This is a genomic window from Nonomuraea sp. NPDC050536, from assembly GCF_044457685.1.
Taxonomy (GTDB): domain Bacteria; phylum Actinomycetota; class Actinomycetes; order Streptosporangiales; family Streptosporangiaceae; genus Nonomuraea.
The window spans coordinates 391,691-414,901 of the sequence record NZ_JBITHD010000001.1 but is presented as its reverse complement, the minus strand read 5'-3'; the positions used below and the strand labels follow the sequence as shown (position 1 = coordinate 414,901).

Sequence of the window (23,211 nt, the reverse complement as noted above, 5' to 3'; positions counted from 1 at the left end):
GATTCACGCTGGCTGATGAGAGTTCGGGCTGGATGATCGGTTAGACAGCAAAGAGTGCCCCTGATCTGGAAGATTACGGATTGTCGAGATCAACAACCTTCCAGAGCGAGGAGCACTCTTCGCGTGCAGACTATCCCGAAGTGGATGCAAGGGCTGGCGGTCACGGTCGGGGGTCACGGCGTGGTCTCTCACGTCGGTACGGCGGGGCTGCGGATGCTGGCGTTCAAGTCCGGCCTGACCGGCGAACTGAGCGCCGCGTTACGGGTGCGGGGCCGTCAGGTGAGGCACGATCGGGGCCAGGTGCTGTCCGATCTCGGTGTGATGATCGCTGATGGCGGGACGGCGATCCGGCACATCCGTACCCTGCGGGATCAGGGCGAGTTATTCGGGCCGGTGGCCTCGGCATCGACGGCGTGGCGGGCGTTGGCGGAGGTGACCGCCCGGCAGCGGGACAGAATCGCGACTGCGCGGGCGAGGGCCCGGCGGCGGGTGTGGAATTTGGTTGTCGCGCGGCACGGGAGCATCCCGGCCTCGCGGACCTGTTACGGCGACCTGGGAGAGTGGGTCGTGATCCGGCTGGATGCCACGATCCAGGTTTGTCACAGCGACAAGGAGGCGGCGGCCGGGACGTTCAAGGGCAGCTTCGGGTTGTATCCGCTGACCGCGTGGTGCGACAACACCGGCGAGTGCCTGGCCGTCAAACTACGTCCCGGCAACGCGGGCGCCAACACCGTGACCGATCACCTCGAGGTGCTGTCCACGGCGATCGCGCAGATCCCGCCGAAGTACCGCAGGCGGATCCTCATCACCTGCGACGGGGCCGGTGCCACGATCGAGTTGCTGCAGTTCATCACCATGTTGAACACCCGCAGTCGCCGAGTCCACTACTCGGTCGGCTTCGACCTCGACCAGCGCGCCCGGACCGCGATCGCCGCGCTGCCGGAGGAAGTGTGGGCGTGTGTCCTGAACGACGAAGGACAGGCCCGCGATCTGGAGGAGGCGGGCACGGCTGAGATCACCGGCCTGCTGCGGCAATCGGCCGGTGGCGACAAGCTGGCCAACTGGCCGGCGGGCATGCGCATCCTGGTCCGCCGGGAGAAACCCGCTTCCGGCGCCAAGCTGACCGACTTCGAAAAGGCGCGCGGCTGGCGTTATCAGCTGATCGCGACCAACACGCCAGTTCCCATGCTGGCGCTGCAACAGGGCGAGGCACGCCACCGTGTCCATGCCCGGGTGGAGGACTTCATCCGGTGCGGCAAGAACACCGGGCTGGCCAGCCTCCCGTCCTGGTCGATGGCCATCAACCAGCTCTGGTGCATCGCCGCCGCGATCGGCTGCGACCTGCTGTCCTGGTTTCGGCTGCTGTGCTGCGAGGCCGACCTGACGATCGCCGAACCCTCCACCCTGCGCTACACGCTGCTGCACACCAGTGCCCGCCTGGTCCGCGGCCAGCGACGCCGCACCATTAAGATCCCCCACACCTGGCCCTGGGCCCACCAGCTGCAACGCGCCATCGCATCCGTCCTGGCGCTGCCCGCTCCCACCTGAGCACCAGCCCCGCCCCAACCATTCCGACCGGCAAGACCCCCACCGGCCCGTGGAACCGGCACCACCGGCGTGACCGCCGGCCCAGCACCCTGCCCAGAAGCCCAATCGAAGATCCACAAATCACGCAGCCGTCACGCTGGGCGAAGCCACCCAAACCCGTGAATCATCGAGGCTAGGACTGTTGACGGCTCGCGCTACCCGGTGAAACATCGAGGCGACCGCGCGCTATCACGCGCAATCCTTCATCGGCCAGGAGGCAGCGATGCGACTCGAGTTCCTGGGCAAGACCGGTAACAGCAACGAGGGCTCCTGCCCTGCTCTGTACAGGACGGACCGCGGGACGTTCGTCGTCCAGGGCAAGCGGGTCACCGACCCGGACGCGATCCTCGACGTGCGTGACCTGGCCGACGACGAGTTGATCGTCGAGGTTCCGGCCGATGTGCTGGACCTGGCCCGATGAGCCTTGCCGCTGGCGAGGATTTCCTCAACTTCTTCCGGCACATGCGCGAGGGCGCCTTCCGACTCGAACTGCGCGACCGGTACAACGTGGCCGCAGAGCAGGACCGATGGAACGCATTCGTCGCTCGCGACTGGGAACGCCTCGAGGAGCTCAACCGCCGCGACCGGGCCGTATGGATGCAGCTGATCGGCGAGGCGACCGCCGCTGGGAAGGCGGTCGAACGCGTGCGGGTGGTGTCCGAGCCCCCACCGTCCTACATCCAGTTCGAGATGCTCCTGAATGCAGGCAACGCCCAGGTGGGCGAAGACATCCGCTATCTGCCGCGCCAGCAGGCGGCCGGGCTCGACCTGCCGGCCCTCGACTACTGGATGTTCGACCAGCACACCGCCGTCGTGCTCCATTTCGACGACGATGACGTTCTCACCCGCATGGAGCTCGTCGACGACCCGACCTCCATGGCGGCCTTCCGTGCAGGGCAGCAAACCGCCTGGGCTGCGGCCGTCACCTACGAGGAGTACGTAAAGAAGTGGGCTGATCTTGCCGAACCCTCGCCAGGCACGTGAGGCGCTAGGGGCTCGGCTGCGCGAGCTGCGCCAAGCCGCCGGCAAGGACGGCAAGCAGCTCGCGCAGGTCCTCGGCTGGCATGTCACCAAGGTCAGCCGGATCCAGCTCGGCAAGCAAACCCCGACCGCGGACGAGGTGCGGGCCTGGCTGCGCGCGTGCGGCGCGGAGGCCGAGGAAGCCTCCGTGCTGATGCAGCTGCACAACCTCGAGCTGGCCTACGCCGACTGGCGCCGGCAACTGCGGTCAGGCACCCGGGACCGGCAGCGGCAGATCGCCTCGATCGAGGCAGAGACGGAGCTGCTGCGAGGATTCGAGCCGGCCACGGTGCCAGGCTTGTTCCAGACACGCGAGTACGCCCGCCACATCATGGCCCAGGGCATCCGCCTGCACGAGATCCCCGACGACCTGGAGGAGGGCTTGCAGGCCCGCATGGATCGCCAGCAGATCTTGTACACGCCCGGCCACCGTTTCCACTTCGTCCTCTCCGAGGCCGCCCTGCGCAACCTGTTGTGCCCGCCCGAGGTCCTGATGGGCCAGATCGAGCGGCTGATCGCCACTGCCACGCTTCCCAACGTCGCACTCGGGGTGATCCCGTTCACGGCCCGCCTGCCGAAGAGCCCTGTTCACGGGTTCTGGCTGTACGGCGAGCGGCTGGTCACGGTCGAGACGTTCGCCGCGGAGTTGTCGTTGACGCAGCCGGAGGAGATCGCCCTCTACGGCAAGATCTTCGACCTGATGCGTGAGGTCGCCGTGTACGGCAAGGCCGCCCGTGCCGTGATGACTCGGGTCCTCGACGACTTGGCCGACGAGTTCTTTCCGTCCGACGACGCCACCTAGCTATCGCATGCAATCTCGGCGCTATCGCGCGCTATCGCATGCAATCTCATTGAAGGCGTGCCCGACCGGTTCCTACCGTCCAGGTCATGGCCCTCCAAGCCCCCGACGTCTTCCAATGCACGGTTCGGCCTCTGCCTGACGGCCGGTTCGAGATCACGCACAACCGGACTCGGGAAGTCGAGATCGCCCGCGACGAGCGAGACGCACAAGTCAGGGGCGTCATCCTCCGGTTCGGAGCACAACTCGAGCGGGCTGCCTGATGACGCCCGACGAGGTGGCTGCCTACTACGACGAGCCCGACAACGCCAACAAGGGCGCTCGCATGCGCATCATCGCCCGGTACGCCCGACTGCAGCGGAACGGCGACGTGTTGTTCTGCACCCCGTCAAAGGCCGAGCTCGCCGGCGACATGCCGCGCCAAGAGACATCCGGCAGTGATGGGAAGGTCGCCTACCCCGACCTGGAGACCGCAGAGGCGGCAGCACGCGAGTTGGAGGCCCTCGGCGGCGGGCCGCAGCACGCCTATGTCTGCAGACGATCGCGGCACGGTCACGCTCACTTGACGAGCGCGCCGTGGGGAGCGAGGCCGGGGTGGTCTCCATGACTCCCGAGGAGGTATCGGCCTACTACGACGAGCCCGACAACACCGCGGCGATGTGCGATCTGCTGATGCGGACATACCCAGGTTGGGAGGTGTGGCGGCAAACCGACACCCGCATCTGGACGGCCCGCAGCAAGTCATGGCCCGAGGACCGGCCTGCGCTGACATACGTCAATGCCGGGCTACTCAACGAGGCGATTCACGCCCTCGAGGCGGGCGACCCAGGATGAGCGTCTGGCGGCCAGCCCGCGAATATCCCGCAGAACTCCTCGAGGAAGCGGTCGAAAGGGTCGTGTACAGCGGGCAGAGCGTCGGATCTGTCGCCCGCGATCTCGACATCGCCGAGATGATGCTGCGCCGGCGGGTTGACGCACACTACGGCGACCGGCGGCAGAAGGAAGCCGTAGCTCGGGTGCGGGCCGGCGAGACACCCGCCGCGGTTGCCAAGGCACTGCACACGTCCACGATGAAAGTCGACGCGTGGCTCGAAGACTTCTACGACCGCAACCCCGAGGCGTACCACGTCGATCATCCACCTGAGCCGGACCCGCCAATCGAGGAAGACGTGGCCATCGAGCTGGCGCCCCCTCAACTGTCCAAGGTTGACCGGGTGCTCCTCGGGTGGCTCGGGTCGGCGGCCGACGACGATGCCGCCTGCCCCGGTCTTTCGCCGCATCCCCTGTCGGTGCGGCCGAACGCTGTGCGACTCCGCTGGCTGCACTCACCGCCCAGCCGGTTCCGTGTCATGCTCTACACCTGCCCGGATCACCCCGTCTCTTTCGAGCTGGGCTCGCTCGGCGGCCGGTACCAGTTCCGGCGGACCCGGTTCGTGGTGGAGGACGGCATGTCTGTGATCGAGTGCGAGTACAGCGCGGAGATCTACTCACGGGCCGAGGCTGACGCTGTGTGGTGGAAACTGCTGATCGGCCTGGCTAGATGAAGCCACCCGGCTCCCGCGTAGCGGCCACCCCGCGGGAGCCGGGCTGAAAGACCCCCGCCCAACGACTGGAGGGTCTCCGGGCGGGGATTGGGCGGCCCCGCACCTCAGCTTGGAGGGGGTGGGGGCGGGGCCGCCACACAACCGCCGATGTAGGAGCACACTGGAGTACCTGCCGCCCTCGGGCTACAGCAGACACGCCTGGGTCAGCACCCCGCCTCGTGTGAGCAGTAGAGGGATCCCGAGGGCGGCAACGCCACCCTCTTCGTGTCGGGTTAGATACTTGATCCTTACCTAAAGATACAAGTAACTTGTATTGATCTTGGCCGAGTGCTACACAAGGGAGGTGCCGGAGAATCTGGAGGAGTTGAGCGACGAGATGCTTGCCAACAGGCTCCGCGACACCGCCAGACGACTGCGGGACGCAACGGCCGAACGAGACCGCCTCATCCAGGAGGCAGGCCGCCGCAGGCGAGAAGGCAACGAGACCTGGACCCAGGTGAGGGTCGCCACCCTCGCCAGCATCAGCCAGCAAGCAGTCTCACTGAAGTGGAAAGACCAGAGCGCCAACTCTGGCGACACAACCGAATAACCCAATGCCCCCGGGCCGAGCGCGCCAACGCCCGACCCGGAGGACTTGCCACAGACCCGCCTACTAAGCCAAGAGGTCTGCAGCCACCATGGACATTAACGTCCTATCGCTGGTCAGCGGTACCCCCGTTGATCATTTCTCCTCAACTTCGCCCGCCGACTGGTTGGCGTGGATATGGGCGCGTATCGCGCCATATCTCCCGCCTCCATGGTTTTGGTGGATCGTCCTCGGACTGATCGCCCTGCTAGCAATCCGACGCATCGGCCGCATCCTCCGGCGTGCTGCGAGCACCGGCTGGTCCACGCTGAAGGCCCGCCCGGTCGAGGACGTCCTGACGGTCGTTGCCGCATCGATCGCCACCGCGGTGTCCGCGCAGGGCATGTGGCGCTTCTCCGGCGACGTCCTCGGTTTGGACGGGCCGCTGCGGCTGCTGCTGTTCGCCTTCATCGAGGTCGCCATCATCACCAGCGCCGTACGGGCCCGCCGCAACATGCGGGAGAACTACACGGCCGGCATCGACGGCATCGCCGTGTGGGCACTCACCTGCCTGACCGCGGTCTTGTCGAGCATGGACGCGCACAGCCTGCCCGAGGCCGTGTTCCGGCTCGCCGCTCCCCTCGTAGCCGCGTGGCTGTGGGAACGCGGCATGAAGCTGGAGCGGCTCAGGCTGACCGGGTTCCGCGGCATCCACTGGAGGGTCACGCCCGAGCGGATCCTGGTACGGCTCGGACTCGCGGAGGCCACCGACCGCACAGCAGGCGACGTGGACGCCCACCGACGGCTGACGCGGGTGGCGCTCGCCATCAAGGACGCCAAGGCCCTGCAGCAGCGAGGAGCGTCCGACCGGAAGCAGCGCGCCGCGCTGGCCAAGCTCGACAAGGTGATGGACAAGGCGGTCGAGCACACCGGCCTGGCGGTGAACCCGGAGCGACAGAAGGCGCTGCTCGCACAGATCGATGCGCTGTACAGCACGGGTGCTCTCGTCAAGCGCGAGAAGGTCGCCAAGTGGGCCGACACGACCACACAAGAGGATCGGGAGCGCGCCAACGCGGCGCTGGAGGAGATGCTGCGATTCGACACCGCCGAGGCGACCCAGCGCGCTCTCGATAAGGCCGCGCTGACGCTGATGGCGTTGACCGAACGCGTGACCTCCGATGTGACCTCCCAGCGGGTCAACGGCGAGGTCAACAACCAGGTCAACGGAGGAGCCATCCCGGCCCCTCGAGCGGCCGACAAGTTGACCTTGCCTGTGAGTCCCAACGTGACCCCGGTGTTGACCATCGAGCAGGTCAATCCGCCGCTCAACTTCGATATCAACAACCCGGACCTGTACGACCTCGAACGGCTGCTGTCGGGCGACCCTCATGTGACCGGCGAGTTGATCCCGGCGTTGACCTCCCCCGGGCTCAACGAGAAGGTCAACGACGACGCCGACGACGGCTCGAAAACGCAGGCCATGCAGGACTTTTGGCGAGCGGAGGTCGCCGAGGACCGCTACCCGACCGTCAAGGAACTCGCCGACCATGCCGGCGTCCATCCCTCCCACGCCTCTCGCAAACGCAAGGAGTGGGTGGCGGAGCTGCCGTATTGGAAGAGGCGCAAGGCTGACCCTCGCCGTGACCGCAGCGTTTCCTGACGCCAATCACCAGCCCCGTCTATCCCTCGATTCCGGAGGAGGAGTCATGTCTTCGTCCACTGTGCAGGGCGTGCTCGCCTGCATGTTCCTTGTGATCGCCGTCTGCACGTTTCTGCTTCAGGGAAAGCAGTGGCCCACCTTCATCTCGGCCATGTTGTTCGGGATGTTCTTCGGCGGCACCGAGTGGGGCATCGGCCTCATGAAGTGGGTGGCCGCCCTCGGGCTGAACGTCTTCAAGGCCATGTCATGAGGCCGCCGCTGCGGCAGATCACCGCTCGCGCCTGGGAGATCGCCGCCCCGTCCTGGTGGGACGCGGCCTGGGTTGCGGTGCTCGGCTTCGCGGCCATCGTCGTCGTGGGCCTGCCCTGGTGGGCGTTCCCGCCGCTGCTGGCCGTGTGCTGCTCTCTGGGCTACGGGCTGATCGCCTACCTTGAGCTGGCCAACGAGACGGCCTCGCGGCCCAACGAGCCCGACCAGGACGCGTGATGGATCCGCTAATCGGCGCGGCCGTCACCGGGATCGCAGTCGCCGTCACCTACAAGCTGGCCCGACGGCACTCCTCCCCAGCCAAGAGCAAGCCGCGGCCTGCGAAGAAGGCGTGGCTGGTCCACTTCGTCGGCTCCGCCGGCGTCCCCACCGAGAGCACCGACCTGAAGAGCGCCACCGCCGAATGGTCAGGCCGCGCTGCCGGGAAGCTCGCCCGAGGCGGCAGGAAGCGCAGCCAGCGAGCATGGACCGCAGTGAAGACCGCGGCCGAGCGCAGCCGGACCACGCGCGAGACGCGCTGGCAGGACCAAGGCCGCCAGCCGCTGCTGTTCAAGCGGCAGCCCAAGGCCGGCAAGCAGGACAGCAAGCCCGCAGCGACCAAGCCTGTCGAGCCCACCGCGGTCCTCGCTCCGCCGCAGGGCACACCCGGGCCCGAACCGCCGAAGGAACGGCACCTCAAGGCTGTCCCCGACCCCAAACCTGCTCCTGGAGGAGCCGTGACCACCACCAACGATGCCGTCTCGACAACCCTGGCCGCCCCGGACGCGCCGCCGGACTGGGCTCTGATGATCGACCGGGTGAGCCACTTCCACCCGGAGGACGACGCCGCGCTGGTCGCCTTCATGCACGGCGAGGCCGCCGCCATGGTGCGCTACGCGGAGGCCCTCGAGCAGGCCCGCGAAACGTGCACCAACGACGTCGGCTTGGACCCGACCGCTGTTGCCGGGTTCACCGACTACAGCGAGCACGTCAGCGACGCGGCCGAACGCATGTCGGAGGCGTGGAAGACGTTCATTGCCGTCTACGGCGAGGTGCAGAGGCTGGCCGCCGACGGCGTCACGCTGCCGTACAACGGCCGGTTCTTCACCGGCAGCACCGCCTGACCTCCCCGAAAGGCCCCCGAACCATGACCCTCAGCCCGGAATCTGAGCAGGACATCCCGGAGCTTCCCGCCCCGTCCCGTCGCGGGTTGCTGGGGCGGGCGGTCGGCTGGGTGCAGCGCGACCACCTGCGGCGCGGTCCCATCCCGGTGATCGCGGGCGCGGTCACGCTCGCCGAAGCAGCTCACCTTGCCGCAGTTCCCGCGTGGTTCGGCCTGCCCGTCACGGTCGTCGGCGTCATCGGCATGTACGCCCGCGAAATGAACCTGCCGGGTCAGCGCACGCCTGTCCGCTCCGCTGTGGCGACTCTGGCCGCTGGCTCATGGGTGAGTGCCGCGACGGCGTGGGGCGTGACGGCGGGAACCGAGAGCGTGCCGGGGCTGATGGCGATGCTCGGGCTGGCCACAGCAGGGCTCGCCTACTGGGCTTACCGTAAGGACCCGGCCATCGTGCAGGCGCTGGCCTGGCAGCAGGCGCGCACCGACTGGCATATGCGGGCCGCCCGCTACGGACTGACCGGCTCCCACCTGCTCGACTGGCGCGAGACCAGGCTGGGCGAACAGTTCGAGCTGGACACCGTGGGTACGGGGCGCAGGGCGTCCACGCTGGCTGGGCCTGACCTGGACGAGCGGATCGCCGAGCAGGAAGGGCTACCCACCTCCCGGGTGAAGACACGGCCGGGTGTCATCGCGGGGCGGTTGACGGTGTCGATCCGCTACAAGGATCCGTGGGCAGAGGACCTGCCGCACCCGCTGCTGGACCCGACGCCAGAGATCATCCTGCCGGACGTGGCCGATGCCCGGGAGCCGATCATCATCGGCATGGACCCGGAGACCGGACGTCCGCTCGCGCTGGTGCTGTGGGACGAGGACGGCGCCAAGCGGGTCGTGATCGTGGCGTTGCCCGGCGCAGGCAAGTCGGTCACCCTGAACAACATCTATGAGCGGCTGACCGCAGCAGACAACGCCTGGCCGATCGGCATCAACGTGTCCAAGGCCAAGGAGCTTAGGCGCTGGAGGCGTTCCCTGGGAGCGTCCGCCTGCGGGCCGGGCGAGCGCGTCAAGGCGCTCCATCTGCTGGAGTTGGCCGGGCACCTCATCGACTACCGCGGCTCCCTCGATGACGCCGACGAGGCCACTGTGGAGCCCACAGCGGAGACCAAGCTCGTCCCGGTGGTCGTCGACGAGATGGACGAGCTGCTCGCCCACACCGACGGGCTGGGCATGGCTACCCGTAAAGCCTGGTCCTACGTCATGTCGAAGGGCCGTTCCGAGGCCGTCGCCGCCGTCTTGGTGGGCACCCGCGGCACCGCCACCTACATGGGCGGCGGCAACTCGCGGACCATGGTCGACCAGGTGGTCCTCGGCAAGGTCAACCGCAAGTCGGAGATGCAGCACGCCGCAGGCGAGTTCGGCGTGACCCTGCCGAACATGGCGCAGTACGGCGAAGGCAAAGCAGGCGTCCTCCTGGTCGCTGACATCGGCGGCCAGTACGCGACCGGCCGCGGGTGGCGGTTGGACAAGCTGACCGACATCGACAAACTCACCACCCGCCGCTCCGCCGGCGAGCTCGCGCCCGCCGAGATGGCCTACCTGCGCGAGCAGATGGGCGCCGACCTGGTAGCAGCACTGCTGAGCAACGAGCCATGGGCGCCGCCCGCCAAGACCGGCCGCCGCTCCACACCCCAACCCTCGACCGCTCCGGAGACTGCCATGCCTACTTCTGACAACCGCGGCGCCGCGGCGCGCGCCAACGCCGTGGCGGTCCTCACCGAGCAGCGCCTGCTGGATGTCACCCTCACGCCGGGGCAGCGCCGCCTGGTCGCCATCGAACGCCGCAAGCAGGCCGCCGCTCAGACCGACCTGGACCCGCGGATCCGGTCCATGATCCTCGCCATGGCGTCAGCCCCCGAAGGCACCTCCACGCGCCGGATCGAAGAGGCGCTGGAGAAGGAACTCGGCCAAGAACGCGGGCTGAGCCGCAACGGAGCATGGCGCTACCTGGATGTGCTGCGCTTCGAGGGCGCTGTCGAGCTGCGCGGCAAAGGCCGCTCACAGAGTTGGCACGCGGTCACCCCGGACCTGCCCGAGATCGATGTGGACGCGCTCATCGACGAGGCCGAAGACGACGCCATCGACAACGCCCACGACTACGAGGAGTGACCGTAAATGTCCCAGCGAGCCCCTCTCCGTAAATGTCCTGGACCCCTCCCCCACCGGACCCTTATGAGAGATCTGACAGGACACAAAGACATTTCTGCCCGTCGCCTCCTCCCCTCACTTTCCGTCACGATGAGAGGCGGGTACGCGTGAGCTGGACAGCACAGGCCGAGGTGCTGGCGGACACCACCGAGTTAGGCGCCGACATCGCGCTGATGGCCGGCCGTTGCCGAGCGACTGGCCTTGATCCACGATCTTTCGCGCCGATCATGGGCGCCGCCATGGCGCTCGGCTCCCGCCCCTGGCACGTCATGGACAGCCCGTACGGCAGCGACCAAGAACTGATCTCCGATCTACTCGACAAGATCGACGACCTGTATGGCCGCTTCATGACCTACATCAAGCTCCGCTCAGCCATCACCAGAGCCTGGGCCTGGGCCAACGCGTCGTTCGCCACCGCGGCATGCCAGAAGCCTCCCAACCAGGCCGCCATGGAGCATTGGGCCCGGGTCCGCGGTGACTGCGAGGCCGCCCTTGAAACCCTGCACTCTCTACCTAGAAAGGTGACTTCTGCTCGAACCTCGCTCACGATGGCACCCGCCGAGATGGGCGAGACCTACCAGGCCGTCTACGACCTGCTCAGCCAGGGCCGCGTCATGCCGCACGACGGCCGGTGGCTCACCGGAGAGGAACTCCCATGCTGATCGACCTGCTCACCGACCTCCAGGACGCAGCAACAGAGAACGCGTGGATGGCGGACGGACTGTGTGGCCAGACCGACCCGGAGGCATTCTTCCCTCCCGTTGGCGCCGGTCCAGGCTGGGCTGATGCGGCAAAGCAGATCTGCCGGACCTGCCTGGCCCGCGAAAGGTGTCTGGCCTACGCCCTCGACGCCGGCGAGGAGTGGGGAGTCTGGGGCGGCCTCACTGGACCAGAGCGCGGCGTCCTCGCGCAAGGCGGCCTCGCCGCGTAGACGACCAACCACAGTCTCCGGGCGATCCCCGGAACGGCGCCCGGCTCTCATCCCTGAAGAGCCGGGCGCCCTAACAACCAGACATGGAGACGACCATGGGCATCTTCAAGACGCCGCACCCCGACTGCAAGGGCAGCGTGTACGGCGTGTACACCAACCGCAAGGGACGTCTGGAGGTCGCGATCGGCGGCTGCGACCGGATCCCCGACACGCTCAAGATGTCCAACCGCAACCTCACGCCTGCCGAGGCGATCGAGGTCGCGCAAGGGATGCTCGACGAGCACAGGACCAAGGGATTGCGCGGGTGCTGAGACAGATACCCCACTCCGCTCGGCGCCCGGCTCTCACCTCGAGGGCCGGGCGTCATGCTGTCTCGGACGTGCGCGACACCCTGACCCCTTGTCCGATTTGCACTGTTTCGCATAGTTTCGTCGCATGTCGGTCTGGCACGGTCACGGCGGAATCATCATCGAGGTGATCAGCCTGAACGGCCGGCCGACCTTCCGAGTCACACGCCGCACCGGCGAACACGTCTACCTCGTGGGGTACTGCGCCAGAGTCGAAGAGCTCCGCGCCCGTTTCGAGATCGACCTCGCCGACCTCCTCGAAGAGGTCTAGCGCCTTCGGTGAACTCCGCCCCGTCCGCGGGCATCACATCAGTAGCGGGAGCCCGTCAGTGTGCGGCTGACGTCCTCTCGTCTCCGTGTGGGCCGCCGCCTCGCTGTTGCGGGGCGGCGCCGTACGAGCCAGCTCAGCCAGCGTAGATCCCGTTCAGCGCCTCAAAGGGTTGCCTCTGCGGCGGCGTTCTCCGACTTGGCCCGTTGGTACCCGTAGTCGAGGTAATGCCGCCAGTGCGCGCGGGCGTTGCCGGAGATCCGGTCGAGCGCCACCATGCCGGCCATGATGGCCGCGCAAAGCTCGTCCTGGACCTCCGGCAGGGTGGCCGTGGCAGGCCCGTCAGTCCCCCAGCCCTTCATTCGCCGGTACAGTTCGGCGGCCTCGTTCGCTTCCTCGGAGACCTTCGTCATGAGCAGGAGTTCCTTGGCCGGGTCGGGAGCGCCGCTGCGCCGCTCGTCCCGGCTGCGTACTTCCCGGATCATCGTCCACATGTCGTCCATGCCTGTCTCCGATCTGTAGCCCAACGAGGCGCTGGGAGTTGTCGTGACTACCGGACTTGCGTGCGCTGCGGCGGGCGGCCGAGCTGCCAGACTTCCCACCCGGCGATGAGCCATGGGCCGGACTGGAGGGCGTTGCGGACGTCTACGACGACCTTGCGGTGCACGAGGTCGGCCGCATCTAGGGGAAGGTCTGGATCTGCGGTGAATTCCGGCCACTCCGTGCCGAGCACGACGAGGTCGGCGCCTGTCACGGCATGGATAGCGGTATCGGCGTAGGCAAACTCCGGGTGGAACTCGCGTGCAGCCTCCAGCGCTTCGGGATCGTAGATGACCGGTACCGCACCTCGTTCGACCAGCCCTGCGGCCAGCCGCAGGGCTGGGGAGTCACGCACGTCGCTGGTGCCGGCCTTGAAGGCCGCGCCGAGGACGGCGATGGTGCGGCCGGCGATTGGGCCGCCGTGCGCCTTCTCCACCAGCTCGACGGCCGCCCGCGCCCGGCTGGCGTTGACCGATTCGACCGCCGAGAGCAGCCTGTGTGCCTCGTGCGCCCCCAGCTCGTCGATGCGGTGGGTGAAGGCGGCGACGTCTTTGGGGAGGCAGCCGCCGCCGTAGCCGATGCCCGGACGCATGCCGCCGTGACCGATCCGCTTGTCGATGCCGATCCCGTAGGCGACGGTGTTCACGTCGGCGCCGACGATCTCGCACACCTCGGCCATCGCGTTGATGAAGGAGATCTTGGTGGTGAGGAATGCGTTGGCGGCCGACTTCAGCACTTCGGCAGTGGCCGGGTCGGTGACGATGAGCTCCACGTCCCCGCGGGCGAGGATGGGCGCGTACACCTCTTCGATTGCCGCGCGGGCCTGGGTGGAGCTCAGGCCGGCCACAATCCGGTCGGGGTACAGGGTGTCCTCGACGGCGTGGCCTTCGCGCAGGAACTCAGGGTTCCACACCAACTCCACATCGGCGATCGGCGCGAGATCGTTGATGATCTGCTGGAGCCGTGCCACGGTGCCCACCGTCACCGTGCTCTTACCGACGATCGTGGCGGGCCGGGACAGCAGCGGAATCAGTGCGCTAAACGCGCCGAGCACCTGGGCCACGTCGTAGCCGCGCCCATCCTCGCGCAGCGGAGTGCCGACCGCGAGGAAGTGCAGGTCCGCGAATTCGGCCGCCTCGGCCAGGTCCGTGGTGAACCGGAGACGGCCCGTGGAGGTGTGCTTCGCCAGCAGGTCAGCGAAGCCCGCCTCGTAGAAGGGCGGCACGCCGGCGGCTAGCGTCTTACACTTCTCGGGGTCGAGCTCGACGCCGATCACCTCGTGGCCGAGTTCGGCCATCGCGGCGGCATGGGGAGCGCCGAGGTGGCCGCAGCCGATCACGGAAACGCGCATCATGGATCCTGTTCGGTTGGGTTCCTTGTGGGGCGCACGGTCGGGTGCGCCCCACGAAGTTATCCCGATCTAGTGCCGCGAACCGGCGCTTCACACGGTCGAGCCGACCTTGACGTTCAGCAGCTCGCACAGCCGGGTCAGCGCCGGGATGGCGGCCTGGTGGACGATGATGTCGCCTTCGCGGGCGCCCTCGATCGGGTAGGTCTTAAAGTGGCCGTTTTCCATCAGCCCTTCGGGATCCACGTAGAAGATCCGCATCCCTTTCTCGCGGGCGCGGGCTTGGACCTCGCGTCGGTCGGCGTGCAGGCCGACGACGAGCAGCGCCTTGGCCTCAGGCAGGAGGGGCACGGGCGGGATCTTCTGGTCGTAGCGGCGCACGAACACCTCCGACAGGCCGGCCCGCGCCGCCAACACGTCGAAGTTGTGCGTGATCACCGGACCGACCATGTGGCCCGCGTCATGCAGCGCCCTGAGGGCGTGGTGGGCGGGCGTCGGCTCGGCCAGGAAGGACGCCTTGAACATGCGCGTCAGATCGGCCGCCTTGTCCTGCGCGCCCAGCAGCATCTCCTGCACCAGTGTGTCGGTCTGCGGCGACATGGTGAACGGGTGCGACTGGGTGAGCGCGTTGTCCTTGCGCGCCGTCACCCGGTACACCTCGTGCAGGTAGTGCAGTGGCGGGATACCCGCCTCGATGCTGGTGCCGCACCCCATTTCGACCTGGAACGGCAGGTAGTCCAGCAGCTCGGACAGGTCTAGGGCGATCGTGGGCTCGCCGCGGGCCTCCTTGATGCGGATCCCGCCGGCGAGCACATCCCAAGGCAGGTTACGGACGGCGCGCGACACCTCGTAGCCGTCTGAGGTGAAGCAGACGTCGACCGAGCGGAACCCAGGCGGTGTCTCGCGGCCCGCCCGCTCATCCTGCGGGTGGTCGTCGTACTCGCTGATGGTGAAGCGCAGGTCGCCCTTGCTCCAGTAGCCGTCCTTCTCGCGCCAGCGGCCCTCCGCGAGCCAGGAGTGCAGGTCCTTGAGGTAGACATCGATCTCAGCGGCCGGCCCGGTGAAGGAGTGGAACAGGTACAGCTCCGACAGCACCAGGCGCGGCACCGGGAACGTGTAGTCGAGGCCGTACTGGTAGCGGTAGTGCACGATCCGGCGGCGGCCCTGGTGATCCTCGGACCAGCCGGACTGCTGCGCGTTGGCGGGGTCCTGGGTGCGACGCCAGATGCCCTCCTCGATGCTGCGTGCCCGCTCGTGGCCGGTGCCAGCGAAATGCTGCTCCCAGGTCGCCACCTGCTGCGGGGTGAGCTGTTCGATCACTGCATAGGGCAGAAACACGGTAATGCCTCCTTGCGGTGTGGGGGTGCGGGGACGTTAGATCGTCGCGGGCAGGCCGACGAGGAGTTCCTTGGTGGAGCCGTTGTGCAGCGCGTCCAGGCATTGCAGGATGCGGGCCAGTTCGTGGTCGACGACCGTCTCGCGGACCGTCTCCCGGTTGACCCATCGGGCTTCGACGTAGCCGCAGCCGTCGGTCACGGTGAGGTCCACGAGGCTCGGCAGCGGCACGTGGTAGACGAAGTTGATGCCTTCGCGGAAGCGGCCTGGCCATTCCGGCGAGTGGTCGATGGCCAGCAGCGCCCTGGCGGTGACACGCAACCCCAGCTTTTCGGCGATGAGCCGGCTGAAGGCCCGTCTCGGGAGCTCGTTCGCATCCGCAGTGCCACCCGGAAGGCCCCAACGCGACACCTCGGTCCAGTACGAGCGGCTGATGATGACGAACTGGCCGTCGTGCTCCAGCAGGGCGAGGGTTCCGATGCGGCGTGGCGGCGGGTTCTGGAAGTAGTCAGGTTTCGAGGTGTCTGCCATGCGGGCCCCTCCTCAACTCAGACGGATAACGCTTCGTGCTATTGACGGTGCTCTGAGTGGGGCGGACAGTCGAGGGATCCACGATGTGAAGCGATGTGAAGATGGCCCCGCAACGCACACGTCCCGTCGCCAACCGGGCCCTGGCCGCACTGATTGAGCAGGCCGGTTGGACACACGCAGCTGCCGCCGAGCACGTCAACGCGGTCGCCTCCGAGTACGGTGACCCGCTGTACTACGACCGGTCAGCGATCGGCCACTGGCTGACCGGCACCATCCCGCGGCCCGAGGCCGCCGCCGCGGCGGTCGAAGCGTTCCGCCGCGCCCTGCACCGGCCAGACCTGACCCTCGCCGACCTCGGATGGGGGACGGTGAACCTGCCTCAGGTTGGGAACGATCCTTGGAAGGGTGATCCAGTAGCCCGGCTGGCCACCCTCGGAGAGGACGACATGCTCAACCGCAGGACGCTGCTCGCCGCCGGCGCGTTCACCGTGGCAGGGCTCACCCCCGCGAGGAACGCTGACGTCTTACCGGAGCGCCGCGCCGGCGCCGGGGACGTCCAACGGCTCAGGGACACGACGAAGGTGTTCGCCGATCTCGACGACCAGTACGGCGGCGGCCACGCCCGCGCCGCGGTAGCCGCGTATCTCACCCGCGACGTCGCGCCGCTGCTGCGTGGCACCGGCGGGCGGACCCGCCCTGACCTGTTCTGCGCGGCGGCGGAACTTACCTACCTTGCCGCGTACATGGCCATGGATGCTGGCGCCCACGACCTGGCCACCCGCTACTACATCAGCACGATCCGCCTGGCAGACGAAGCAGGCGACATGGTGCTACGCGCTACTGGGCTCCGCAGCATGGCCGTGCAAGCCGTCGAGCTCGGCCATGGCCGTGAGGCACTAGCCCTAGCCGAGGCTGCCGCGTCGTCCCTTCGCGGGCGAGGCCCGCTCCGCACCGTCGCCTGGGTTACCGGCATGCAGGCCGAAACCCACGCAGCGGCCGGCGATAGGTGGGGCGCGCTAAATCTCTTGCGACGCACCGAGACGCACCTCGAACACGCCGACTCTCTCCCGGAAGCGGACTGGACGGGCAATTACAGGCGCGAGTCGTTCGAGCATCAGACGGGGTTGGCTCTCACGCAGCTTGGGGACCATGCGACCGCAGCGCGGCACTACACCGCCTCCATGTCTACGCGGCGGCCTATCGAACGCCGTACGCGGGCGCTGATTGGCCTGCGAGCGGCTCACGCCCAACTGCTCTCTGGGGACGTTGACCAGGCCGCCGCCACGGTCGTCGATCTCGGCGCTGATGTGCGTTCGATCTCTTCGGCGCGGGTTCGTAACGAGGTACGCCAGATCCGCACTGGCTGGCAGCCGTACCGGAGCAACGCGCACATTGCCGCAGCTGATCGCGTCCTCGCCAGTAATTAGCTGCCCGCACACGCGAAACGGCGCCCGCCCTCCCATCCGGGAGAGCGGGCGCCTTCGTGTGTCAGGAGCGGGCGTCAAGCCTGGTTTTGGGACGCTGCCAGCGCTTCCTTCGCGAGTTTGTTCAGGTGCATCCACGCGTCATACCTGTGCTCACACGTCGCCCAGTACGGGTGCGCGTTGATCTCGTCCGTGATCCTCAGGCGCTCGCTTCGTGCTTCGGCGAGCTCGGCCAGGCCCTCTTCGTCTCGCTCCGCCTCGAGCGCGACCACGTCGATGTTGGACGGCAGCCGGTCGGAGATCTCCTGGCACAGAGCGTCGGCCTGCAGCCACGCCACCTTGAGCTCGATCAGGTCTTTCGGCAGGTCAGCATAGTCAGCCATGATGATCATCCCCCAGGTAGAGCGCCGTTCGAGAGGATCCTACGACCGAACGGATGTGCGACATAACGATGAGTACGCCGAGTTCTGCCAGCGCGTCGCCGGCCGGTTCATCCACCACCGCCCCGACGAACCCGACGAGCAGATCGGCGAGGCTACCCCTCCCGCGGCGGCCATCGGCGCTACCGTCGAGGCCATCCGCTCGGCCGGCCTGCACGTCGACGCCGAGCTGTGGATCCCCGCCAGCGAGTGCAGCCAGTGCTACGCCGGCTGCGCCGACGACCCCAGGACGGAGATCTGACATGGACAGGCCCCAGTGGGAGCAACTGCCCGCCGCGGTACGCAACGAGGTCCAGGACGCCGTCGGTCTCGTGCTGAAGGCGGAGGCAGCGCATCAGGGCCTGATGCCGGGCATCGCTGCGACTCTGCACACCGAGAGCGGAGGCCGTGCGTTCCTCAAAGCGATCTCCGTCGACAGCCCGGCCGCCCGCCTGTACGAGCGGGAGCGCTGGGCCGGCACGATCCTGCCCGCCGACGCGCCGACCCCACGCATGACGTGGAGCAGCGACGCGCACGGGTGGATCGTCATGCTGTTTGAGCACATCGACGGCTGCCGCGTGGACCTGTCTCCGGGCTCTTCCGACGTGCCCGAGGTCCTCAACACGGTGCGCGAACTCGGCGCCCTGGCTGCTCCCGGCAACGGCTCGCCGCTCGTCGCCGACAATGTCGAGTTCCTGCTCGCCAAAGGCCGGCACCTGATGGCCAAGCCCGCCAGCGAGGTCCCCTCACAGGCGCTGTACGCCGCCGCCATCGACGGGTTCGACATCGACGAACTGGCCGGCGACACGCTCCTGCACTACGACCTGCACGCCGGGAACCTCATGGTCACCGGGCAGGGTGTGCGGGTCATCGACTGGGGTTTCGCCGCGGACGGCGCGCCCTGGGTGGACGCGGCCATGCTCGCCCCGCGCCTCATCGAGGCCGGGCACACGCCCGGCCAGGCCGAGGAGCTCCTGTCGGAGGTGCCCGCCTGGGCGTCAGCGCCCGAGCGCGCCGCGACCGGCTTGGCCGCGCTGTGGACGCTGTTCCGCCTCTACAAGGCCATGTACGGCCCCGAGGACGGGCGAGAGTTCCGTACCCGAGCAGCTGAGGCTGGCCGCGCCTGGGTGGAGTACCGGACCACCTGACCGTGCCCGATGAACGACGAACGCCCCTGCTTTCCAGTGGGGGCGTTCTCTTGTATCGGCGTGTGGCCGGATGCGGACAGCTTGATCGGCAACCTCGCTGCCGCGGCAGGCGTCTCACCCTTGTCACGTTCCATCCCCCTACGCACAGGAGCTCGCGTTGCTCAAACGTCTGCTCGTTGCAACTGCCCTCGCTGGTGCCGCTCTCGCGGTTCCGGCCGCGGCGCTGCCCGCCTCCGCAGCCACACTGGCGCACGCCAGCACGGCTGCGTCCTGCTACAAGCAGTCCGGCACGCACTGGGTGTGCATCACGCCCGGGGCGTTCTGCCCGAAGGCCGCCCACGCCCACTACGGATACGCGACGGTCACCAAGGTGCGCTACAAGTGCACGTACAAGTCGAGCGACCCGTACTGGCGGTGGCGTCGGGCCTGATCCCGAACAGCACGAAACGGCCCGCCACTCCAACAGGAGCGGCGGGCTTTCTCATGAAGAGGCACGTCCAAGTTATTGTGTACACAATGCAAACTGTGTACTCTCTAGGTGTGAGCGAGAACGAGATCGGCCTCCGCGAAGGACGCGCCAAGTTCGGGGACCTGGTGAACCGCGCGGAGTACGCCGGAGAGATCACCTACATCACCCGGCACGGGCGGCAGGTCGCCGCCATCGTCCCCATCAACCGGATTGCCAAGGAGCCCGTCGTGCGCACCATCCAGTCCACCATCGACCGCGTAGACCCGACCGTCACTCGCGACATCGCCAACGCGGTGCGCGAGGCCATCGACGCGGGATACGTCGAGCGGGAGTCCTACAGCCTCGACGAGATCGGGCAGAAGGAGTACCACATCCGCGTGGTCGCCTTCGAGATGGAAGGGCAGCAGCGATGGGCGCTCGTCCACGACGACCCGGCCGAGTCCGAGCTGATCGACAGCGCCGACCTCGCCGAGATCGCGGCGCTGTACGAGAAGCAGGTCCACGACCTCACCACCATCAGCGGGTGGGAGTTCGACGAGACTGACGTGGACGTCACCCCCAGCCAGGACGATGAGGAAGCTGAGTGATTCCCGCTCAGGCCAACGCAGGGTTACCTGGGACCTCCCGCCTCGGTCACTACGTTTACGTCGTCCAATTCAACTCCGGGACTATCAAGATCGGACGAACCGGAAACCCTGCCTCGCGGCTGAAGTCACACGCCACCGCGGCGCGTCCGCACGGAATCTTCGTTGCTGCGCAGTGGCTATCGCAGCCGCATCCCCTCGCGCGGCGCAACGAGATACAGCTGGTCGAGTTCTGCCACACCCACTTCAAGTCGACCAACGACGGCGAATACTTCATGGACGCGCGAGTAGACGACGTCATAGCGTTCGCCGAGACACTTCCGGTCTCGCAGCACATGACAGATCGGCTCCAGTTCACCCGTTTCGGCCGTGTGGCAGGCAGAGGCGGAAGCTGGCCGGACGCCGAACCCGTCATTGTCCTTCCGCTCTCTCTCGACATCCTGTCTGAGGTAGACGCCGTTCGCGGGACCATGTCTCGCGCTCACTGGATCCAAGAAGCCGTCAGTGAACGCCTAGCGTGTCAGTCGCGCCTCGACTAGCCGTACAACGCGAAGAAGGCCCCGCCCACCCGAAGGTGGACGGGGCCGTTGTCGAGTCATCCCGACAGGGACCTCGGTGCGTTGGTCGCGCTCTACGAGCGTATCGAGGCGGGGTGACAGGTTCTCTCGACGTCGTAGGCGTTCAGGAGGCGCCCTGGGTGGCAGGTGTACCCGCACTCATGCGGTCCGCCGTACAGGAGGCATTCGCCGACCCGTACGAGGAGTCCCGGCCCGGGAGAGATCTCCGAGGCCGGGTCCTCAGCGTGAGACATCCGGACTCGGGCGTTGCCCGTCCCCGGCGTCGGGGCAGTCCCGTCACCCGGCGTTCCGGGGCGAGACCACGATCTGAGGCTAGCGGACCGCTCTGACATTCCGGGCGCGCACGAACGCCGGGTCCGGGTCCGCTGCCGGGGTGATGCCGAGCGGCAGCAGCAGCATCAGGATCACGTTCAGCGCGGCCACTAGAGCGCCCGAAGACTGCTCCGACAGCGGCAGCCCGAACGCGATGGCGCCAGTCAGGATCGTCTGAACGGCCCCGGTCAGAGCCGACACGACCACAGGGCGGGTAGCGATAGCCACGAACAGAGCGACCACGCCAGCGGCGATCGTCATGACCCAGTTGGAGACTTCCTCCGTGAACCCCAGCCCGTTGAGGACGGGCAGGGTGACGAGGAAGGCAAGCACTGCCTGCAGCGCGTGCAGCCATGCCGCGGGCTCGCGGCCGAATACCTTCATATGCCCCTCCTCAGGGACGCCCGCCGGCGAGATGGCGGGAAGCTTGGATGCGGTGCGGGCCACGTACAGCCCGATCAGGGAGTGCAAGCCGTCCACAGAGTCATGCGACCTTCAGCAGGGCCGCCCACGTGTCCGGGGTGGTCGTACCGCTCTGCGGCAGTCCGGCGCCGTCCTGGAGATGTTTGAGCGCGTCCGTGTGGTGTCGGGTGAACTGGGTGTCGTCCACGCCCGGCAGCACCGCGTAGCCGCGGGCGGCCAGCAGGTAGTGCATGGTCTTCACGTGCCAGCCCTCGTCGCCCTGCTTGAGGAGAGGGAGCTTCTTCACGATGGCCTCCGTCCAGTTCGCGGGCTCATGCTTGGCAGGCTTGGCGGGAGTCGGTTTCGGATCGGCCTTGGGGTAGTCGGGCCGGCCGTAGCCGTAGATGCGGGGGCTGTCCCGGTCGACGGTCTTGCGGTAGACGCCGTCGCCGTTGAAGTACCTGCCGTCCAGCGAGCCCGACGTGTTGCCGCCGATGGTCGTGATGGATGCCTTCGACACGAAGACGACCAACTCGACGTGCGTGCCGCCGCCGGGCCCGTAGTAGACGAAGTCGCCCACCTCGGGAGTCTTGAAGAAGCGCTTGTGGGCCTTGAACCAGGCCACGCCCGTCTCACACCCGGCGGTCTTGGGGCCCGCGCCGGCGTTGCCGGACGCGTTCAGGCACCAGGACAGGAAGCTCGAGCACCACGGGTAGCCGTACCCATCGTGCGGGTAGCCGGGCAGCTTGCCGAGCCAGCGGTTGAACTTGGTGTTGTTGGTGCCGGACTCGCGGTACCCGATCTCGTCCGCCGCCGTTTTGATCATCGCGTCTATGCCGGGCATAGATCAGCCTCCTGGCGCGCACGTGTACTTGGTGGATCCGGGCTCTGTCGGCGTGCAGGTGTACGGGATCCCGGCGAGGGTGAACGACCAGCTGGACGGCGGCGAGCCGGGCTCGCCGCGCGGTCCGGGGTCGCCTTGAGGACCAGCAGGGCCGCGCTCGCCCTTCTCTCCGGGCTCGCCGCGGGCTCCGTCCTTGCCGACTTTCCCGTCCTCGCCCTGAGGGCCAGGAGGACCAGTCGGCCCTGGCGGACCCGGAGAACCCGCCACACCCGCAGGGCCAGCCGTACCGGGCTTGCCCGGCGCGCCAGCGCGGCCGGGAAGTCCTTGCGGTCCTGGAGGACCGGAGGATCCAGTCTCGCCTCGTTCTCCTCGAGGCCCCGCCGATGGCGTGACCACAGGAACACCGCCGAGTTGCCGCACCTGGTCGGCCAGTGCCGAACTGTTGTCCTCGGCAGCCCTCAGATCGTCCTTCACGCTCTGGACCTGCATCATCAAAGCCGCGAGCAGCGCCGCGAACACCACGGCGCCCGCCAGAGGCAGCGGCCAGGTCCGAGGCCGCCGCGGCTGCTCGTTCGGGTCGTCATGGTCTAGCCCGTCGTCTTTATGGCGGCCCATCACGACCCCTTGCTGTTCAGCCACAACTGGATCAAAAGGAGCACCAAAGGTGCGATGAACGCGGTGAAGACGGCCGTGATAATCAGCTTGCGGTCGTTGGTGCGCTGGCTCTTGTCGGCGTCGCGCTCCGCTTTCAGTGCGGCTATTTCACGTTCGTGGTCGTCGAACTGCCTCTGAACGCTCGCCTGATAGGCCTGGAACAGGTCGTTAGTGACGACTCGATCGAGCCGGGAGTTCAGGGAGTTGAACCCCGCCTCGACTGTTCGTCGGAGGGCTTCCACGGTCCGGTGGAGTTCCCAAGGTGTGGGCTCATCGGCCACGTCGCTCCTCGCTGGTGTTGGTTGGGGGTGGCCGCTCGCGCTCCCTCAGGGCG

31 protein-coding genes are annotated in these 23,211 nt (G+C 67.6%); 23 read left to right on the top strand and 8 right to left on the bottom strand.

What is annotated here, in order from left to right; genetic code table 11:
• Positions 1-54: 54 nt before the first annotated feature.
• The 17 genes from ACIBHX_RS02260 to ACIBHX_RS02180 all read left to right on the top strand — a co-directional run bounded on the left by ACIBHX_RS02260 (position 55) and on the right by ACIBHX_RS02180 (position 12,292).
• Positions 55-1,548, top strand: coding sequence for an IS1380 family transposase (locus ACIBHX_RS02260; RefSeq protein ID WP_397063407.1), 1,494 nt, complete (start codon positions 55-57; stop codon positions 1,546-1,548).
• 262 nt (positions 1,549-1,810) lie between these two features.
• Positions 1,811-2,008 carry a hypothetical protein gene (locus ACIBHX_RS02255; protein ID WP_397063406.1) on the top strand — a complete coding sequence of 66 codons (198 nt, stop codon included), beginning with the start codon at positions 1,811-1,813 and terminating at the stop codon, positions 2,006-2,008.
• Positions 2,005-2,571 (top strand): DUF6879 family protein, encoded by a 567-nt coding sequence (locus ACIBHX_RS02250; protein ID WP_397063405.1) that lies wholly within the window; start codon positions 2,005-2,007, stop codon positions 2,569-2,571. Before ACIBHX_RS02255 ends, ACIBHX_RS02250 begins: the two co-directional genes overlap by 4 nt.
• Entirely contained in the window at positions 2,546-3,409 is an 864-nt protein-coding gene (locus ACIBHX_RS02245) for a helix-turn-helix domain-containing protein (protein ID WP_397063403.1), read from the top strand. The genes ACIBHX_RS02250 and ACIBHX_RS02245 overlap by 26 nt, the downstream gene beginning before the upstream one ends.
• A gap of 259 nt (positions 3,410-3,668) precedes the next feature.
• Positions 3,669-4,013, top strand: coding sequence for a hypothetical protein (locus ACIBHX_RS02240; RefSeq protein WP_397063401.1), 345 nt, complete (start codon positions 3,669-3,671; stop codon positions 4,011-4,013).
• Positions 4,010-4,240, top strand: coding sequence for a hypothetical protein (locus ACIBHX_RS02235; RefSeq protein WP_397063399.1), 231 nt, complete (start codon positions 4,010-4,012; stop codon positions 4,238-4,240). Before ACIBHX_RS02240 ends, ACIBHX_RS02235 begins: the two co-directional genes overlap by 4 nt.
• Positions 4,237-4,950: a hypothetical protein gene (locus ACIBHX_RS02230; RefSeq protein ID WP_397063397.1), complete on the top strand. Its 714-nt coding sequence runs from the start codon at positions 4,237-4,239 to the stop codon at positions 4,948-4,950. Before ACIBHX_RS02235 ends, ACIBHX_RS02230 begins: the two co-directional genes overlap by 4 nt.
• Before the next feature lie 343 nt (positions 4,951-5,293).
• A complete protein-coding gene (locus ACIBHX_RS02225; protein WP_397063395.1) occupies positions 5,294-5,539 on the top strand; it encodes a hypothetical protein in 246 nt (81 codons plus the stop codon).
• Between the two features lie 88 nt (positions 5,540-5,627).
• Positions 5,628-7,175, top strand: a complete 1,548-nt coding sequence (locus tag ACIBHX_RS02220) for a hypothetical protein (protein ID WP_397063393.1) — start codon at positions 5,628-5,630, stop codon at positions 7,173-7,175.
• A gap of 46 nt (positions 7,176-7,221) precedes the next feature.
• Complete coding sequence (locus tag ACIBHX_RS02215) at positions 7,222-7,425, top strand: hypothetical protein (RefSeq protein ID WP_397063392.1); 204 nt, start codon at positions 7,222-7,224, stop codon at positions 7,423-7,425.
• Positions 7,422-7,661: a hypothetical protein gene (locus ACIBHX_RS02210; protein WP_397063391.1), complete on the top strand. Its 240-nt coding sequence runs from the start codon at positions 7,422-7,424 to the stop codon at positions 7,659-7,661. The genes ACIBHX_RS02215 and ACIBHX_RS02210 overlap by 4 nt, the downstream gene beginning before the upstream one ends.
• On the top strand, positions 7,661-8,545 hold the full coding sequence (locus ACIBHX_RS02205; protein WP_397063389.1) for a hypothetical protein: 885 nt from the start codon (positions 7,661-7,663) through the stop codon (positions 8,543-8,545). The genes ACIBHX_RS02210 and ACIBHX_RS02205 overlap by 1 nt, the downstream gene beginning before the upstream one ends.
• Before the next feature lie 23 nt (positions 8,546-8,568).
• Positions 8,569-10,704 carry a hypothetical protein gene (locus ACIBHX_RS02200; protein WP_397063388.1) on the top strand — a complete coding sequence of 712 codons (2,136 nt, stop codon included), beginning with the start codon at positions 8,569-8,571 and terminating at the stop codon, positions 10,702-10,704.
• A gap of 146 nt (positions 10,705-10,850) precedes the next feature.
• Positions 10,851-11,405 carry a hypothetical protein gene (locus tag ACIBHX_RS02195; RefSeq protein WP_397063387.1) on the top strand — a complete coding sequence of 185 codons (555 nt, stop codon included), beginning with the start codon at positions 10,851-10,853 and terminating at the stop codon, positions 11,403-11,405.
• A complete protein-coding gene (locus ACIBHX_RS02190) occupies positions 11,399-11,674 on the top strand; it encodes a WhiB family transcriptional regulator (RefSeq protein WP_397063385.1) in 276 nt (91 codons plus the stop codon). Before ACIBHX_RS02195 ends, ACIBHX_RS02190 begins: the two co-directional genes overlap by 7 nt.
• Before the next feature lie 83 nt (positions 11,675-11,757).
• The gene (locus ACIBHX_RS02185; protein WP_397063383.1) at positions 11,758-11,985 is read left to right on the top strand and encodes a hypothetical protein; all 228 of its coding nucleotides are present in this window, start codon (positions 11,758-11,760) and stop codon (positions 11,983-11,985) included.
• 124 nt (positions 11,986-12,109) lie between these two features.
• Positions 12,110-12,292 carry a hypothetical protein gene (locus ACIBHX_RS02180; protein WP_397063382.1) on the top strand — a complete coding sequence of 61 codons (183 nt, stop codon included), beginning with the start codon at positions 12,110-12,112 and terminating at the stop codon, positions 12,290-12,292.
• Positions 12,293-12,453: 161 nt separating this feature from the next.
• On the opposite strand, the gene ACIBHX_RS02175 is transcribed toward ACIBHX_RS02180, so the two are convergent.
• From ACIBHX_RS02175 to ACIBHX_RS02160, 4 genes are all read right to left on the bottom strand, one after another.
• Entirely contained in the window at positions 12,454-12,792 is a 339-nt protein-coding gene (locus tag ACIBHX_RS02175) for a hypothetical protein (RefSeq protein WP_397063380.1), read from the bottom strand.
• Between the two features lie 47 nt (positions 12,793-12,839).
• Positions 12,840-14,183 carry a UDP-glucose dehydrogenase family protein gene (locus tag ACIBHX_RS02170; protein WP_397063379.1) on the bottom strand — a complete coding sequence of 448 codons (1,344 nt, stop codon included), beginning with the start codon at positions 14,181-14,183 and terminating at the stop codon, positions 12,840-12,842.
• A gap of 87 nt (positions 14,184-14,270) precedes the next feature.
• Complete coding sequence (locus tag ACIBHX_RS02165; protein WP_397063377.1) at positions 14,271-15,515, bottom strand: hypothetical protein; 1,245 nt, start codon at positions 15,513-15,515, stop codon at positions 14,271-14,273.
• Between the two features lie 36 nt (positions 15,516-15,551).
• Positions 15,552-16,043 (bottom strand): NUDIX domain-containing protein, encoded by a 492-nt coding sequence (locus ACIBHX_RS02160; protein ID WP_397063376.1) that lies wholly within the window; start codon positions 16,041-16,043, stop codon positions 15,552-15,554.
• Positions 16,044-16,144: 101 nt separating this feature from the next.
• Between ACIBHX_RS02160 and ACIBHX_RS02155 the strand changes: the two genes are divergently transcribed.
• Positions 16,145-17,470 (top strand): hypothetical protein, encoded by a 1,326-nt coding sequence (locus tag ACIBHX_RS02155; protein ID WP_397065000.1) that lies wholly within the window; start codon positions 16,145-16,147, stop codon positions 17,468-17,470.
• A gap of 74 nt (positions 17,471-17,544) precedes the next feature.
• Here the strand turns inward: ACIBHX_RS02155 and ACIBHX_RS02150 are convergent, their stop codons facing one another.
• Positions 17,545-17,850 carry a hypothetical protein gene (locus ACIBHX_RS02150; RefSeq protein WP_397063375.1) on the bottom strand — a complete coding sequence of 102 codons (306 nt, stop codon included), beginning with the start codon at positions 17,848-17,850 and terminating at the stop codon, positions 17,545-17,547.
• 55 nt (positions 17,851-17,905) lie between these two features.
• On the opposite strand from ACIBHX_RS02150, the gene ACIBHX_RS02145 reads away from it, so the two are divergent.
• The 5 genes from ACIBHX_RS02145 (at position 17,906) to ACIBHX_RS02125 (ending at position 20,626) form a co-directional block, all read left to right on the top strand.
• Positions 17,906-18,148 (top strand): hypothetical protein, encoded by a 243-nt coding sequence (locus ACIBHX_RS02145; RefSeq protein ID WP_397063374.1) that lies wholly within the window; start codon positions 17,906-17,908, stop codon positions 18,146-18,148.
• Between the two features lies 1 nt (position 18,149).
• Complete coding sequence (locus tag ACIBHX_RS02140; RefSeq protein WP_397063373.1) at positions 18,150-19,034, top strand: phosphotransferase family protein; 885 nt, start codon at positions 18,150-18,152, stop codon at positions 19,032-19,034.
• Between the two features lie 157 nt (positions 19,035-19,191).
• Positions 19,192-19,464 (top strand): hypothetical protein, encoded by a 273-nt coding sequence (locus ACIBHX_RS02135; protein ID WP_397063372.1) that lies wholly within the window; start codon positions 19,192-19,194, stop codon positions 19,462-19,464.
• A gap of 110 nt (positions 19,465-19,574) precedes the next feature.
• Positions 19,575-20,090 carry a type II toxin-antitoxin system Phd/YefM family antitoxin gene (locus ACIBHX_RS02130; protein WP_397063370.1) on the top strand — a complete coding sequence of 172 codons (516 nt, stop codon included), beginning with the start codon at positions 19,575-19,577 and terminating at the stop codon, positions 20,088-20,090.
• Entirely contained in the window at positions 20,087-20,626 is a 540-nt protein-coding gene (locus tag ACIBHX_RS02125; RefSeq protein WP_397063368.1) for a GIY-YIG nuclease family protein, read from the top strand. Before ACIBHX_RS02130 ends, ACIBHX_RS02125 begins: the two co-directional genes overlap by 4 nt.
• A gap of 351 nt (positions 20,627-20,977) precedes the next feature.
• Here ACIBHX_RS02125 and ACIBHX_RS02120 read toward each other — a convergent pair whose 3' ends face one another.
• From ACIBHX_RS02120 to ACIBHX_RS02110, 3 genes are all read right to left on the bottom strand, one after another.
• On the bottom strand, positions 20,978-21,457 hold the full coding sequence (locus tag ACIBHX_RS02120) for a hypothetical protein (RefSeq protein WP_397063366.1): 480 nt from the start codon (positions 21,455-21,457) through the stop codon (positions 20,978-20,980).
• A gap of 4 nt (positions 21,458-21,461) precedes the next feature.
• Complete coding sequence (locus tag ACIBHX_RS02115; protein ID WP_397063364.1) at positions 21,462-22,223, bottom strand: CHAP domain-containing protein; 762 nt, start codon at positions 22,221-22,223, stop codon at positions 21,462-21,464.
• 614 nt (positions 22,224-22,837) lie between these two features.
• Positions 22,838-23,158, bottom strand: coding sequence for a hypothetical protein (locus tag ACIBHX_RS02110; RefSeq protein WP_397063363.1), 321 nt, complete (start codon positions 23,156-23,158; stop codon positions 22,838-22,840).
• Between the last annotated feature and the right edge of the window lie 53 nt (positions 23,159-23,211).